Here is a 15061-nt window from a genome sequence, read left to right as displayed (position 1 = left end):
CGACAAAAGCATGCTTTAACTACTGCTAACTTTCTTGATATTCAGGCAATTTTTAGGCCTGATTTTTACGAATAAACTCACCAGCTAAAGCAAGGTATGCAATTGCACCTCGCGATTGCTTTTCGTAGTGTAAAACAGGCACACCATAACTTGGTGCTTCTGCTAAACGAATATTACGCGGTACCACGGTATCATAAACTTTTTCTTCGAAGTGTTTTATTAACTGCTGAGATACATCATGAGTAAGACTTGGCCTTGGGTCATACATGGTACGTAGGATCCCCTCTATGGCCAAAGTAGGATTTAAAGCTTGTGTAATACGCTCTATGGTCTGTAACAATGCGGTTAAACCTTCTAGCGCATAGTATTCGCACTGTACAGGAATGAGCACACCTTGTGCTGCCGCTAACGCATTTACAGTGAGCATATTCAAAGAAGGCGGGCAATCAAGCAAAACGAAGTCGTATTCTTGCTCTACTTCATAGAGCGCTGATCTAAGCCGTGTTTCTTTGCTAGGTAAATCCAACAATACAACTTCAGCACCGGTTAAGTCACCATTTGCAGGTAACACACTATAACCAGCGGGCTCAACATCTACCACAGCATCTTTGACTCCATGCGTTCCAACCAGAACATCAAATACGCTGACACTTAAAGACTCCTTGTCTACCCCACTTCCTGTAGTGGCATTACCTTGTGGATCTAAGTCGATAAGCAGCACCCTGCGCTTCATCGCTGTTAATGATGCCGCTAAGTTGACACAGGTTGTGGTTTTACCGACACCGCCTTTTTGGTTAGTGACGGCTATAATTTTTGCCATTACTCGCTTCCTTTACGTTTCATGACGACCAAGTGACGCTCTGCGTCAACATGGGGAACAGTTAAACTATGTACCGTATCAACATAGACTTCAGCAGGTAACTCTTGAATTTCTTGTTCAGGATATACGCCCTTCATTGCTAAAAAATTTCCATCTTGTTTAGGCAAAGGCAAAGTCCAATTAATCATATCCTGAATCGATGCAAAGGCTCTTGAAATAACGTGATCATATTCACCAGCAAAAGCATGCTGTTCAACTCTTTCATTAGCTACTGTTACATTATTAACAGCTAGCTCCATTTTTACCTGAGTTAAAAAACGTGTTTTCTTGCCATTACTATCTAGGAGAGTAAATGACTTCTCAGGAAAACAAATAGCCAGAACCATGCCAGGTAAACCAGGGCCGGTACCAACGTCTATGATTTTGTTACCCTGAATATAAGGAATCGTTGATAAGCTATCGATTAGATGTAAGGCAATCATCTGATCCACATCGCGGATAGCAGTAAGGTTGTAGGCCTTATTCCACTTTTGCAATAGCGCTAGGTAATCTACCAGCTTTTGAATAGTTGTCTCAGGAAGATCGACGCCCATCGTTTGGGCGCCTTTCTGAATAGTCTCAAAATGCGTCACAATCAATTCCGTAAAAAATAAGGTTAACGGCTGCTGATTCTAGGCACTTTTGCTCGCAATGGCACGTTTTTTAAGACTGATTAGCAATAATGAAACCGCAGCAGGGGTTATGCCTTGGATTCTAGAGGCCGCCGCTAGCGTTTCAGGCTTGGCTTCTATCAGCTTTTGTTTTACTTCATTTGATAGGCCTTCAATATTGGCGTAGTCCATATCAAGCGGTAAAGGTGTATTTTCTTGGCGGCGTAATCGTTCAATATCTTCTGCTTGACGACTAATGTAACCAGCATACTTAACTGCGATTTGTACTTGCTCTGCAACTTGTTCTGAAACAGGCTCTGCAGGAGCATCTTTTAAATTAGCTACATCAGCATATTCAACACCAGGGCGCTTAAGTAGGTCCATTAAACTGAATTCATGAGTAATTGGATTTTCTAATTTTGGATTAATTTCTGCCGCTTCATCTGTGTTAGGCACAATCCAATTAGACTTAAGTCTGGTTTGTTCGGTTTCGATCGCTTCTTTTTTGTGACAAAAAGCAGCCCAGCGCTCATCATCAATCAAGCCTAATTCACGCCCTTTTTCAGTTAAACGTAAATCCGCATTATCTTCACGTAAAATTAAGCGATATTCAGCGCGGCTGGTAAACATACGATAAGGTTCTTTTGTCCCCATGGTGATAAGGTCATCAACTAATACACCGATATAGGCTTCATCACGTCTTGGACACCAAGCGTCTTTACCTTGTGCTAATAAAGAGGCATTTAAACCGGCCAATAAGCCTTGAGCACCCGCTTCTTCATATCCTGTTGTGCCATTAATTTGACCAGCAAAGAACAAAGCAGGCATATGTTTCGTTTCTAATGAGTATTTTAGATCTTGAGGATTAAAATAATCATACTCAATCGCATAACCTGGACGTGTAATATGAGCATTTTCAAAACCTTTCATTGAACGTACTAGCTCAATTTGCACATCAAAAGGCAGAGATGTTGAAATCCCATTTGGGTATAGCTCATGCGTAGTTAAACCTTCTGGCTCAACAAAAATCTGATGTGAGTTCTTATCAGCAAAACGTACAATCTTATCTTCAATGGAAGGACAATACCTTGGTCCGATACCATCAATCACCCCTGTATACATAGGTGATCTATCCATACCACCACGAATAATGTCGTGAGTTCTTTCATTGGTATGAGTAATAAAGCAGTTTATTTGTGCCGGATGAAGGTCTCTAGAGCCCATGTAAGACATAACAGGTGTAATGTCATCACCAGGTTGAGCTTGCATCACACTAAAATCAACTGAGCGAGCATCAATACGTGGAGGTGTTCCAGTTTTAAGGCGGTCAACTCTAAAAGGGAGAGCTCTGAGTTTTTCAGCTAAACCAATAGATGGTGGATCACCAGCACGACCACCAGCATGATTTTCAAGCCCCACATGAATAAGGCCACCTAAAAAGGTTCCAGCAGTTAAAACAACCGTTTTACTTTGAAAGCGAATACCCGTTTGAGTCACAACACCAGATGCTTGTCCATTTTCAACAATTAAGTCTTCAACAGATTGTTGGAACAACCAAAGGTTTTCTTGGTTTTCTAACATGTCTCGTATCGCCGCTTTATAAAGAATTCGATCTGCTTGAGCACGGGTTGCTCTAACAGCAGGTCCTTTACGAGAGTTTAAGGTTCTAAATTGAATACCTGCTTTATCTGTAGCAAGTGCCATAGCGCCGCCTAAAGCATCAATTTCTTTAACTAGGTGAGATTTCCCGATACCACCAATGGCAGGGTTACAAGACATCTGCCCTAGCGTTTCTATGTTGTGGGTTAAAAGTAAGGTTTTCACACCTGTGCGTGCAGCAGCGAGTGCCGCTTCAGTGCCAGCATGACCACCACCAACAACAATTACATCAAAGCGACTTGGGAAATCCACTTGAACCTCGGTATTACTAATAAGAAAAAACAAAACGAATAAAAAACGAACAATGCTCGAATTTGAGGGCGCTAGTATAAAGCCAAAATTTCAAAAAGAAAGCGAAGCGAGCTTGTTACCCCCGGTCATCATTAATAAAAATATAAGTATATATATGTCTATTCTTATATCTGTAGTTATTATATAACAGATCAAAATCTGTTGATAAAAATAAAAAAACATTAAAAATCATCATGTTAATAAAATATAAAACTGTTAGAAATAGATACATTAAGCTGTGATGTGGAAAACCTAAAGGTGTGTATAAAATGTATAGTTATACACTTGGTTTTTAAAGCCTCCTACTTGTTCAAAACTGTGCAAAACTTAATGTTAGGATATCACCACACTTATTAACAAGGTGTTTTTACTTGTTTATTTGTGCGTAAGTAGCTGAATCAGTTGATAAAATAAGACTTTTAAAGACATTGTTAATCTAATTTCAATATTTTTTTATCCACATTAAAAAACATAAAAAAAGTTAAATGTTTCTTAAAAAAGACAAAGAATGTGAATAATACTTTCAACAGGTAAGCGTTTTTGCTTACTTTTTTGGTTTGTAGCAGTGGATAAGGTATTTTAGGAACAGGATTCTTTATTCACAAAGTTTGGCTAAATGTAAAAGTACCTGATTAACACCGAGTTTAGCGGTTTAGCTAAATAGCTTAAAAGTAAGGGAGGATTAGAATTGAAATCTGGTGTGGGGATTGAAGGATTAATACAAAATTAAGAGGCAGATAAAATCGCTTTATCTGCCTTATTATGGCTATTTACCAATACAGAAAGAACCAAAAATACGACCTAATAAGTCATCACTCGTAAAGGCTCCAGTGATTTCACTCAAGGCATTTTGAGCTTCTTTTAAGTCTTCTGCTAATAATTCTCCCGCACCGAAATCATGTAACTGCAATGATCCAGCGTTCAGAAAATCTTGTGCTTTGTTCAGGGCTTCAATATGACGACGGCGAGCAATAAAGCCCCCTTCTGTCGTACTGTCGTACCCCATGACATCTTTAAGGTGTTGGGTAAGGTTTTCAACGCCATCATGATTTTTAGCAGATAAAGAAATAACAGGGATATCATTTACTTGAGTTACCCCTACCTTCTCTTCGGTCAGGTCCACTTTATTACGAACTAAGGTTAGGTTATCTCGATTAGCGAGCTGTGCGACAAACTCTGGCCAAATTTGTGCTGGATCTGTCTCATTCGAAGAGGACTTACTATCTACCATAAGCAAAATACGATCTGCCTTATGGATTTCTTGCCATGCCCTTTCAATCCCTATTTGCTCAACTTCATCAGGGCTTTCCCTGAGGCCAGCTGTATCGATAATATGTAATGGCATGCCATCAATATGAATTTGCTCTCTAAGCACATCTCGTGTGGTGCCTTCTATATTGGTGACTATGGCAGAGTCTTTACCCGATAAAGCATTTAACAGGCTAGATTTACCTGCATTAGGACGGCCTGCGATTACCACATTCATACCTTCTCGTATGATGGCTCCTTGCTTGGCTTCTTTCTGAACTGCTATAAGGTTTTGCTGAATACCAGCCAGCTCTTTGGCTACTTTACCGTCGCCAATAAAGTCGATTTCTTCTTCTGGGAAGTCTATCGCCGCTTCGACATAAATACGTAAATGGATAAGAGACTCAACGAGTTCATCAATACGTTTAGAAAAAGCACCTTGTAAGGATCTTAAAGCACATTTAGCTGCCTGAGTTGAAGCTGAATCGATTAAATCCGCAATGGCTTCGGCTTGTGTTAAATCCATTTTATCATTTAAGAAAGCACGTTCTGAGAACTCTCCAGGACGGGCTAATCTCGCACCTAGCTCAAGAGTTCGGCTAAGCAACATATCTATAATGACAGGTCCACCATGACCTTGAAACTCAATGACATCTTCACCAGTAAAGGAGTTAGGATTAGGAAAATAAATCGCTATTCCTAAATCTATTTGCTCCCCAGCAGCATCTTTAAAGGGTCCATAATGAGCGTGTCTAGGGCTAGGTTTAAAGCCTAAAATTTGCTCTGCTATGGTTAAACTTAAAGGGCCTGATAGTCGGATAATACCTACGCCACCTCTACCAGGTGGTGTCGCTTGTGCTGCAATTGTATCTTTATCTAGGACTTGGCTTAATTCCGTCATTATTTGCCTATATGTTATCGAGCTATGTATGGAGTGCTTAAATTATCAGCTAGTCTAAGGGCAATCTCAAGCCACTAAAAGAGCTTAGTCTGGATTAAAACAGGTCATAAAAAAGGACCTCATCAGAGGCCCTTTTAAATTATCTTATCTTACTTGAAACCTTTAGGCTTCATTTTCAATACGCTTAGTAATAACGTATTGCTGTAGGATAGATAAGGTATTGTTGACTACCCAGTATAGTACCAAGCCACTTGGGAACCATAGGAAGAAAACAGTAAAAGCAACAGGCATTATCTTCATAATACGTGCTTGCATTGGGTCTGGCGGTGTTGGGTTCAACATTTGTTGAGCAAACATACTCACACCCATTAGTAATGGTAGGATGAAGAATGGATCCATTGCAGAAAGGTCATTAATCCAAAGCATAAATGGCGCATGACGTAGTTCTACACTTTCCATTAGTACCCAGTATAGAGATAAGAATACTGGCATTTGTACCAAGATAGGTAAACAGCCCCCTAACGGGTTAATCTTCTCTTTCTTATATAACTCCATCATGGCGGCAGACATTTTTTGTCTATCATCACCATGCTGTTCACGTAAACGTGTTAGCTCTGGGCCAAATTTACGCATCTTAGCCATTGAACGATAACTTGCTGCAGATAGTTTGAAGAACAAAGCTTTTACCACAACAACCACAAGGATGATGGCAATACCCCAGTTAACAACAAAAGATTGAATTGCTGTTAGTAGCCAGAATAAAGGCTGTGCTAACCACCACAGCCAACCATAGTCTACGGTGAGTTCTAAGTTCTCTGCTGTTGCACTTAATTGATCTTGTAACTTAGGACCCATGTACAAAGTTGAGCTCAATGAACCTTGAGTACCTGCTGCAATTTCAACACTTGGGCCAGTAAAGCCTATGATATTGAATTCGCCTTTTTGGCGTGTATACAGGGTTGCTTTTTGGTTTGGCTCTGGTACCCAAGCACTTACAAAGTAATGTTGTAGTAGAGCAATCCAGCCATCAGTCGTCGTGACTTTAGTTGGGCTTTCTGCCATATCAGAGAAGCTTACTTTAGAGTATGGAGTCTCTGTTGTCGAAATAGCGCCACCTAAGTAAGGCTGTAGGCCCATTGCACTAGATGCACTTGGATCTTCTGTATTATCACGCTTAATTTGCGCGAATAAATTACCACGCCAAGCGGTTGAGGCATTGTTATCAACCGTTATGACTTGGCGAACTGCGTATTTACCACGACTGAAAGTGAAGGTCTTGGTATATTGAACGCCATTTTCATCCGTAAAATACAGGTTAACTTGAAGGCTGTCTTCGCCGTCACCTAAGGTAAATTGAGTTTGTTCAGCACGGTAATGTGGGCGGCCTGCCTTATTTGCATCAGGACCATTGGCTCCAACAAGACCACTTTGAGTGACATAAATACGCTCTACACCATTATCTAATAGAACGAAGGGATCAGTTGAACCTTGTGCTGTCTTATAATCAGGCAAAGACGCTTTAACAATATCACCACCTAATGGATCGATAGACACTATTAAGGTATCTGTTTCAACTTGAATCAGAGTTCCTGAAGCGGGTTGTTGAGCGTCGACCACAATGTCATTGGATGCAGCAGGAGCAGCAACCGTTGAAGGTATGTCAGTGTTGTTAGAGGAAACTGGTGTTTGGGTTGTTTGAGCAACATTGTTTGTAGCCACCGAACCATAGTCTTGGTTCCACTGTAAAAACAGCATATAGCCAACAACAAAAAGTGCACCCCATAAAAAATAACGTCTGAAATCCATGGTATTCAACTAATATTGTTTGGTTAGAAAAAAGGGCCAGGCCCTGAAACTCACGTCTCTTACATCCTGCCAATAATGGTCGCGTATGTCAGACAAAAGCTTCACGAAAAAAACTGGCGTTATTAAACCAGCCTTTCAAGCTTTTTTCAGCCTATTTCTGTTTGGCTTTCGTGTCTTTTGACTGATTATTGGTTTTTTTAGACCTTTTAATAAGTTGATTCCATGCTTTGTCTATGCGTTTTGACAAAGTTGGGTTATCTAACTCTTTAATTCCTTGGCGTGCTAGAAAGACAATGTCAAATCCAGCGAGTTCGACTTTATGATGACGGAAGGACTCCCGTACGAGTCGTTTGATGCGGTTTCGTCCTACTGCTCGTTTTTCATTTTTTTTAGCAACAATGAGCCCCAACCTTGAAAGGTCGTCATCTCGTTTGGTTGCTAAAAGAAGAAATTCGCCAGCAAAGACTTTACAAGAGGTGTGATTAAATACGGTTTGATAATCCCCAGCAGTCAGTAATCTGACCTGCCGGGGAAAACAAAAGTCTGTCATAAACGGCTTATGCGCTTAGAGACTTACGACCACGAGCACGACGACGTGTGATAACAGCACGACCGCCTTTAGTAGCCATACGGGCACGGAAACCGTGGTTACGCTTACGTTTTAGAACGCTAGGTTGAAAAGTTCTTTTCATTTTCTTTCTCTCACTACTGAAGCAGTGTTTCAGTTTTGAGGGTTAGCCTTAGCCAAGCCTCTTCTTTTTGATTCAAAATCAGGCGGCGAATTTTATTGGAGTTTGTCAATGAATTCAATCGTTAAACATACAATTGGGCTAAAAAACTAGAGAAATAATACATCAACATTTTATTAACAAGCTTCATGAAATGTGTGGACGAAAAAAATTAAAAAGTTAAAAAGATATTCACAGTCTATGTTTTTTACATGCTAATTGTGAATAAAATCATTGTCTTAAATTGGAAAAAAGATGTTAATAAAACAATTAACAAGAGAATGTTTTTATGTTGATAACTAGGTGTTTTATCCACATTTAAGGTTTTAATTTTGCTTGTGTTAATAACTGCCCCTGTTATTAACATTTTCTAACGAATTCACTTTTTCCTGTGTATTCTTAACTAATTTACATCTTTTTGTGGATAACTGGTTCGCTCCGAGTTAGAATTTCGCGCTTAACTGTTTTTTATTTGCCCAGCAGGAGTAAAAGTTAGTGTCGTTGGAGTATTGGGATCTTTGTCAAAAGCGATTACAAGATGAGTTTTCTGCTCAACAATTCAATACTTGGATTCGTCCTCTTGATGCTGAAGTCAATTCAAATGGCGATTTAATTCTCTCGGCCCCTAATCGATTTGTATTAGATTGGGTGAGTAATAAGTATCAAACGCGTATAAAAGAGCTGCTAACAGAGTTTGCTGGTAGTGAGCCTGCACCCGTTTTATCCTTTACCGTTCGTTCACAAGGTTTTAGCAAACCTAGTGCTCCGCCAGCACCTGCGCCAGTCGTAGAAACCGTTGTTACTCCTATCAGTGAAGATCTTTCTTCAGATGTCAGCTATCGACCAGGCTTTAGCTTAATGGAAGAGGACACTGAAAAGCATGCAGACCTTGAATTTGAAGCACCATTAAAGCTTTCTGATAGTGGCTTGATTGGTGATTTAGAACCTTATAAGCAAGGACAGCTTCCTTTATCTCCTTCATCTAATCGTAAAGTCGATGTGGAAGGAGGGATTAATCACGGTGCTAATCTAAATAATTCTTTTACTTTTGATAACTTTGTTGAAGGTAAGTCGAACCAATTAGCTCATGCTGCGGCATTACAAGTTGCTGAAAATCCAGGTGGCGCATATAACCCATTATTCATTTATGGTGGAGTTGGTTTAGGTAAAACTCACTTAATGCAAGCTGTGGGTACTGAGTTAATGCGTCATAATCCGAATGCTAAGGTGGTATATCTACATTCGGAGCGATTTGTTGCTGATATGGTGAAGGCATTACAGCTTAATGCGATTAATGACTTTAAACGTTATTACCGTTCTGTTGATGCTTTGCTAATTGACGATATTCAATTCTTTGCTGGAAAAGATAGAACCCAAGAAGAATTCTTCCATACCTTTAATGCCTTATTAGAGGGTGGCCAGCAAATGATTCTGACCTGTGATCGTTATCCTAAAGAGATCAAAGGGTTAGAAGACAGACTTAAATCTCGATTTGGTTGGGGCTTAACGGTAGCGATTGAGCCACCTGAGCTTGAAACTCGAGTCGCTATTTTGATGCGTAAGGCAGATGAAAGTAATATTAAACTGTCTTATGACTCAGCCTTCTTTATTGCACAGAAAATTCGCTCCAATGTACGTGAATTAGAAGGGGCGCTAAAACGTGTTATTGCCAACTCTCACTTTACGGGCCGTGCTATAACACCTGACTTTGTTAGAGAGTCTTTAAAAGACTTACTTGCATTGCAAGATAAGCTAGTAAACATAGATAATATTCAGCGTATTGTGGCTGAGTATTACAAGATTAAAATAAGTGATTTATTGTCGAAGCGTCGTAATCGTTCGATTGCCCGCCCCCGTCAAGTTGCCATGTCACTTGCAAAAGAACTGACAAACCATAGCCTGCCTGAAATCGGTGATGCTTTTGGTGGTCGAGATCATACAACAGCACTCCATGCTATTCGTAAGATCAAAGAACTACAGGATACGGATTCGGATATTCGTGAAGACTATAAGCAACTTATGCGAATTTTGACGACCTAAGGTCGTGATTGATAAATACGAGGAAAATAATGAAATTTTCAGTTGTCCGCGAGGCACTTCTAAAGCCACTCCAACTTGTTGCTGGTGTGGTTGAACGCAAGCAAACTATGCCTGTTTTAGCCAATGTATTGTTAGAGGTTAAAGACAATGTTTTAACCTTAACTGGCTCTGATTTAGAAGTAGAATTAGTGGGTCATATCACATTAGATGAGTGCCAAGAAGGCCGTATTACTGTTCCTGCTCGTAAGCTAATGGATATCTGCAAAAGTTTACCGGACAGTGCTGTGATTGAATTGTCTGTGGATGATACTCGTGCAGTAATTCGTTCAGGACGTTCTCGTTTTACTTTATCGACCTTACCTGCTGATGAGTTCCCTAATATCCAAGATATGCAAGGTGACCTAAGCGTGGTTGTGGCGCAAAACAGCGTACGCAAATTGATTGAGAAAACGGGCTTTGCCATGGCGAACCAAGATGTTCGTTACTATCTAAACGGCATGTTGTTTGAAGTTGCTGATGGACAACTGCGTGTTGTTGCAACTGACGGACACCGTCTAGCAACGGCAATTGAAGATGCACAAGTGTCTGGTGACCTCACCCAAGTTATTGTACCTCGTAAAGGTGTACTAGAACTTAACCGCTTATTAAGTGATACAGATGAAACGGTTGAGCTTCAAATTGGTTCAAACCATATCCGTGCGAAGGTCGCAGATTACATTTTCACTTCTAAATTAGTAGAAGGTAAGTTCCCTGATTATCACAGAGTAATTCCACGTAATAATGACAAGATTGTGATTGCTGACCGTCTGGAATTACGTCAAGTTTTCCTTCGTGCTTCGATTCTTTCTAATGAAAAGTATCGTGGTGTTCGCTTGATTCTTACGAATGGTATGTTGCAAGTTTTTGCGAACAACCCAGAGCAAGAAGAAGCCGAAGAATCTGTATTGGTTCAATACCAAGGTGAAAACCTAGAAGTTGGCTTTAACGTAAGCTACTTGCTAGATGTCTTAGGTGTAGTGAATAGCCAGGAAGTTCGTATTTCATTAAATGATGCGACTGCCAGTGCGCTAGTCGAAGAAGCTGATAGTCACGCGGCGCAATATGTCGTGATGCCAATGCGTCTATAATCGATTCTTATAATGCCAAGCTAGGTGATGATCAAACCTAGTTTGGCATTAGACGCTATCCCACAAGGTTTATCTGTATGCCCCTGCATCGCTTGGATATCTCCCAGCTAAGAAATTTATCCAACGTCCGTTTGCAACCTTCTCCTCAAGTTAATTTAATTTCTGGTGCCAATGGCAGTGGTAAAACCTCTGTTTTGGAAGCGATTCACCTATTATCCTTAGGTCGCTCTTTTCGCAGCCATAAACATAAAACCTATATTCAAAAAGAAACCTCTGAGTGCGTAATTTTTGCTTTGCTTGAGCAAGCTGAAACGGCTTCTGGTATGCGTCAATCACCTCAGCCAATAGGCCTCAAACGCCAACTAGATGGGAGTTTAGATGCACGGGTCTCAGGTCAAAAAATTCAATCCTTGGTTGAGCTTACCCAAGCCCTTCCCGTACAGCTAATTAACCCTGATGCCTTTCGATTATTAGAAGGTTCTCCTAAGATTCGACGCCAGTTTCTTGACTGGGGTGTGTTTCATCATGCAACAGGCTTTATAAATGCATGGCGAGGCTGGCAAAAAGCATTAAAACAGCGCAATTCCTTACTCAGACGTGGTAAAATATCTGATAGTTTGTTGTTAGCATTTGATCATGAGCTGATTCGATTAGGCTCAGAGGTAAATCAGTACCGTCATGATTACCTAGATCGCTTAATTCCTGTCTTTAAACAGGTTTTATTAAGCTTAAATGCTGAGCTTGAAGTGAATTTGCAGCTATACCAAGGTTGGGATGCGCAAAAATCATTAGCTCAAGTGTTAGATGCTAGCCGCACGCGAGATATTGAGTCTGGATATTCTAATACTGGACCTCAAAGAGCTGATTTAAGAGTAAAAACACCCCATGGTGATGCTCTCGATGCTTTATCTCGTGGCCAGCAAAAATTAGTGGTATCTGCCTTGAAAATAGCCCAAGGCAAGCTGTTGATAGAATCAGGACGTTCGATCGTCTTTCTGGTAGATGACTTACCAGCTGAACTAGACAAAGAGCACAGAGATAAACTCTGTCAATTATTAGAAGCGTTAGATAGCCAAATTTTTATTACAAGTGTCGGCCCAGAAATAATGGATTATGACTGGTCTGAGACGACCGACGTTCGTCACTTTGCAATGAAAGCAGGCGAATTGTCCCATTATCCGAGTGATGCTTTGCAGGAGAGTTAAATGAGCGAAAACAATTACGATTCATCCAGTATCAAGGTACTTAAAGGCCTTGATGCAGTACGTAAACGCCCAGGAATGTATATCGGCGATACGGATGACGGCACTGGCTTACATCACATGGTATTTGAGGTGGTGGATAACTCAATTGATGAAGCGTTGGCTGGTCATTGTGACACTATCAACGTCACTATCCACCCAGATGAATCCATTACTGTGTCCGATAATGGACGTGGTATCCCAGTTGAAATGCACCCTGAAGAAAAAGTGTCTGCTGCCGAAGTTATCATGACAGTACTACACGCGGGTGGTAAGTTTGATGATAATTCTTATAAGGTTTCTGGTGGTCTTCACGGTGTAGGTGTTTCGGTTGTAAACGCTTTATCTGAGAGCCTTACACTTACCATTCGTAAAGATGGTAAATTGTACGAACAACATTATTCCCATGGTGACCCGTTAGCATCTATCGCTGTAATCGGTGATGCTGAAGCAAACGGCACTCAGGTTCACTTTAAGCCTTCTGCTGATACTTTCAGTAATATTAAATTCCATTATGACATCTTAGCAAAACGTCTACGTGAGCTTTCATTCTTGAACTCAGGCGTTGCAATTAATTTAAAAGATGAGCGTAGTGGCCAAGAAGAGTCTTTCAATTACACCGGTGGTTTACGTTCATTTGTTGAGCATTTGAATACCAACAAAACTCCGATTAACCAAATTTTCCACTTTATCTGCCAACGCGAAGACCTAGATGATGGTATTGCAGTTGAAGTCGCATTGCAGTGGAATGAAGGTTTCCAAGAAAACATTTACTGCTATACCAACAATATTCCACAAAGAGATGGTGGTACTCACCTAGCTGGTTTCCGTGCCGCTTTGACTCGTACTCTAAACAGCTTCATTGAAAAAGAAGGCTTGGGTAAGAAGACTAAGGTAGCGACAACTGGTGATGACTCACGAGAAGGTCTAACTGCCATAGTTTCAGTGAAAGTACCTGATCCTAAGTTCTCTTCTCAGACTAAAGATAAACTGGTTTCTTCTGAGGTGAAAACAGCTGTAGAACAAGAGATGAGCCGTCGCTTATCTGAATACCTTCTAGAGTCTCCGAACGAAGCTAAAATCATTGTTAATAAGATGATTGATGCAGCTCGTGCCCGTGAAGCTGCTCGTCGTGCGCGTGATTTGACTCGTCGTAAAGGTGCTTTGGATATTGCAGGTTTACCGGGTAAGTTGGCAGATTGCCAAGAGAAAGACCCAGCACTTTCTGAACTATACCTAGTGGAGGGTGACTCTGCGGGTGGTTCTGCAAAACAAGGTCGTGATCGTCGTACTCAAGCCATCCTACCGCTGAAAGGTAAGATCTTAAACGTAGAGAAAGCGCGTTTTGATAAAATGCTTTCTTCTGCTGAAGTAGGAACTCTGATTACTGCACTAGGTTGTGGTATCGGTCGTGATGAATTTAATATTGAGAAACTACGTTATCACAGCATCGTTATCATGACGGATGCGGACGTGGATGGATCGCACATCCGTACCCTACTTTTGACCTTCTTCTTCCGTCAAATGCCTGAAGTCATTGAACGCGGCCATATCTATATTGCTCAGCCTCCTCTTTATAAGATTGCTCGTGGTAAGCAAGAGCAGTATCTAAAAGATGAAGCTGCATTAGAGCAACACTTGATAGAAGTTGCCTTATCTGGCGCGCAAATGTTTGTGAACGATCAAGCTCCTGGTATTCAAGGCGAAGCTCTAGCGAAAATCATGCATGACTATATTGAGATATCAGAAGATATTGAACGTATGTCACGTGTGTATCCAACCGATGTGATGGGCAAACTTATGTATTGCTCTGAGCTAACATCAGAAGACTTAAGCAATGAAGCTAAGGTCAACGCTTGGATTGATGAGCTGAAAGCGCTAATGCCACAAGATGTGCGTACAGGCTTCCGCTTTGAGTTTAAAGTTGATCATGATGATGAAAGAGATCTATATCTACCAGCGGTAGAAATTATGTCTCACGGCGTTGCTAACCATTATCGCTTTGAGCAAACCTTCTTCGCATCAGCTGAATACAAGCGTATGGTTGCTATGTCTGGTTTGATTAATGAGATCTTCACAGAAGAGTCTTTCATCAAGCGTGGCGAGCGTACTCAACATGTTGATACTGTTGAAGATATGAAGTCTTGGTTAATGAAAGAAGCATCACGTGGTATGGCGATACAGCGTTATAAAGGTCTAGGTGAGATGAACCCTGATCAGCTTTGGGAAACCACTATGGACCCAGATGCGCGCCGTATGTTGCAGGTGTCTATTGATGATGCGATTGCAGCGGATCAAATGTTTACCACTCTGATGGGTGATGAAGTTGAGCCACGTCGTAACTTTATTCAAGACAATGCCTTATCTGTTGCTAACCTAGACGTTTAACTTAGCCTTAGCAAAATCAAAAAAGCAGCCTAATGTGAACTGACCCCCAATAGTTGGACAAACTAATTACTGGGGGTCTTTTATGTCCAAATATAGTCGTGAGTTAAAACTTCTCGTTGCCAAGGCGTGTTTAGATAGCACATCTTCTTGCCAACTTGAAAA

11 protein-coding genes are annotated in these 15061 nt (G+C 40.8%); 4 read left to right on the top strand and 7 right to left on the bottom strand.

The features are described from left to right. Positions 1–52: 52 nt before the first annotated feature. The 7 genes from OA91_RS14210 to rpmH all read right to left on the bottom strand — a co-directional run bounded on the left by OA91_RS14210 (position 53) and on the right by rpmH (position 8067). Positions 53–820 carry a ParA family protein gene (locus OA91_RS14210; RefSeq protein ID WP_046015422.1) on the bottom strand — a complete coding sequence of 256 codons (768 nt, stop codon included), beginning with the start codon at positions 818–820 and terminating at the stop codon, positions 53–55. Next, positions 820–1452 carry a 16S rRNA (guanine(527)-N(7))-methyltransferase RsmG gene (gene rsmG, locus OA91_RS14205; RefSeq protein ID WP_082827952.1) on the bottom strand — a complete coding sequence of 211 codons (633 nt, stop codon included), beginning with the start codon at positions 1450–1452 and terminating at the stop codon, positions 820–822. The genes OA91_RS14210 and rsmG overlap by 1 nt, the downstream gene beginning before the upstream one ends. 39 nt (positions 1453–1491) lie before the next feature. Next, on the bottom strand, positions 1492–3381 hold the full coding sequence (mnmG, locus tag OA91_RS14200) for a tRNA uridine-5-carboxymethylaminomethyl(34) synthesis enzyme MnmG (protein ID WP_063338971.1): 1890 nt from the start codon (positions 3379–3381) through the stop codon (positions 1492–1494). Between the two features lie 805 nt (positions 3382–4186). Continuing rightward, entirely contained in the window at positions 4187–5569 is a 1383-nt protein-coding gene (mnmE, locus tag OA91_RS14195; RefSeq protein WP_046015425.1) for a tRNA uridine-5-carboxymethylaminomethyl(34) synthesis GTPase MnmE, read from the bottom strand. Positions 5570–5731: 162 nt separating this feature from the next. Then, positions 5732–7375, bottom strand: coding sequence for a membrane protein insertase YidC (gene yidC / locus OA91_RS14190; RefSeq protein ID WP_063338970.1), 1644 nt, complete (start codon positions 7373–7375; stop codon positions 5732–5734). 151 nt (positions 7376–7526) lie between these two features. Continuing rightward, positions 7527–7925 (bottom strand): ribonuclease P protein component, encoded by a 399-nt coding sequence (rnpA, locus tag OA91_RS14185; RefSeq protein WP_063338969.1) that lies wholly within the window; start codon positions 7923–7925, stop codon positions 7527–7529. Positions 7926–7932: 7 nt separating this feature from the next. After that, a complete protein-coding gene (rpmH, locus tag OA91_RS14180) occupies positions 7933–8067 on the bottom strand; it encodes a 50S ribosomal protein L34 (protein WP_009834411.1) in 135 nt (44 codons plus the stop codon). Between the two features lie 531 nt (positions 8068–8598). On the opposite strand from rpmH, the gene dnaA reads away from it, so the two are divergent. From dnaA to gyrB, 4 genes are all read left to right on the top strand, one after another. Next, entirely contained in the window at positions 8599–10143 is a 1545-nt protein-coding gene (gene dnaA, locus OA91_RS14175; RefSeq protein ID WP_063338968.1) for a chromosomal replication initiator protein DnaA, read from the top strand. A 29-nt stretch (positions 10144–10172) separates the two neighbouring features. Next, entirely contained in the window at positions 10173–11270 is a 1098-nt protein-coding gene (dnaN, locus tag OA91_RS14170; RefSeq protein WP_046015429.1) for a DNA polymerase III subunit beta, read from the top strand. A gap of 77 nt (positions 11271–11347) precedes the next feature. Next, positions 11348–12475: a DNA replication/repair protein RecF gene (gene recF, locus OA91_RS14165; RefSeq protein ID WP_063338967.1), complete on the top strand. Its 1128-nt coding sequence runs from the start codon at positions 11348–11350 to the stop codon at positions 12473–12475. Beyond that, entirely contained in the window at positions 12476–14899 is a 2424-nt protein-coding gene (gene gyrB, locus OA91_RS14160) for a DNA topoisomerase (ATP-hydrolyzing) subunit B (RefSeq protein ID WP_063338966.1), read from the top strand. The last annotated feature ends 162 nt before the right edge of the window (positions 14900–15061 follow it).

Origin of the sequence: Marinomonas sp. SBI8L (assembly GCF_001624705.1) — a bacterium.
GTDB lineage: Bacteria > Pseudomonadota > Gammaproteobacteria > Pseudomonadales > Marinomonadaceae > Marinomonas.
This window is presented reverse-complemented; position numbering and strand designations above follow the sequence as displayed.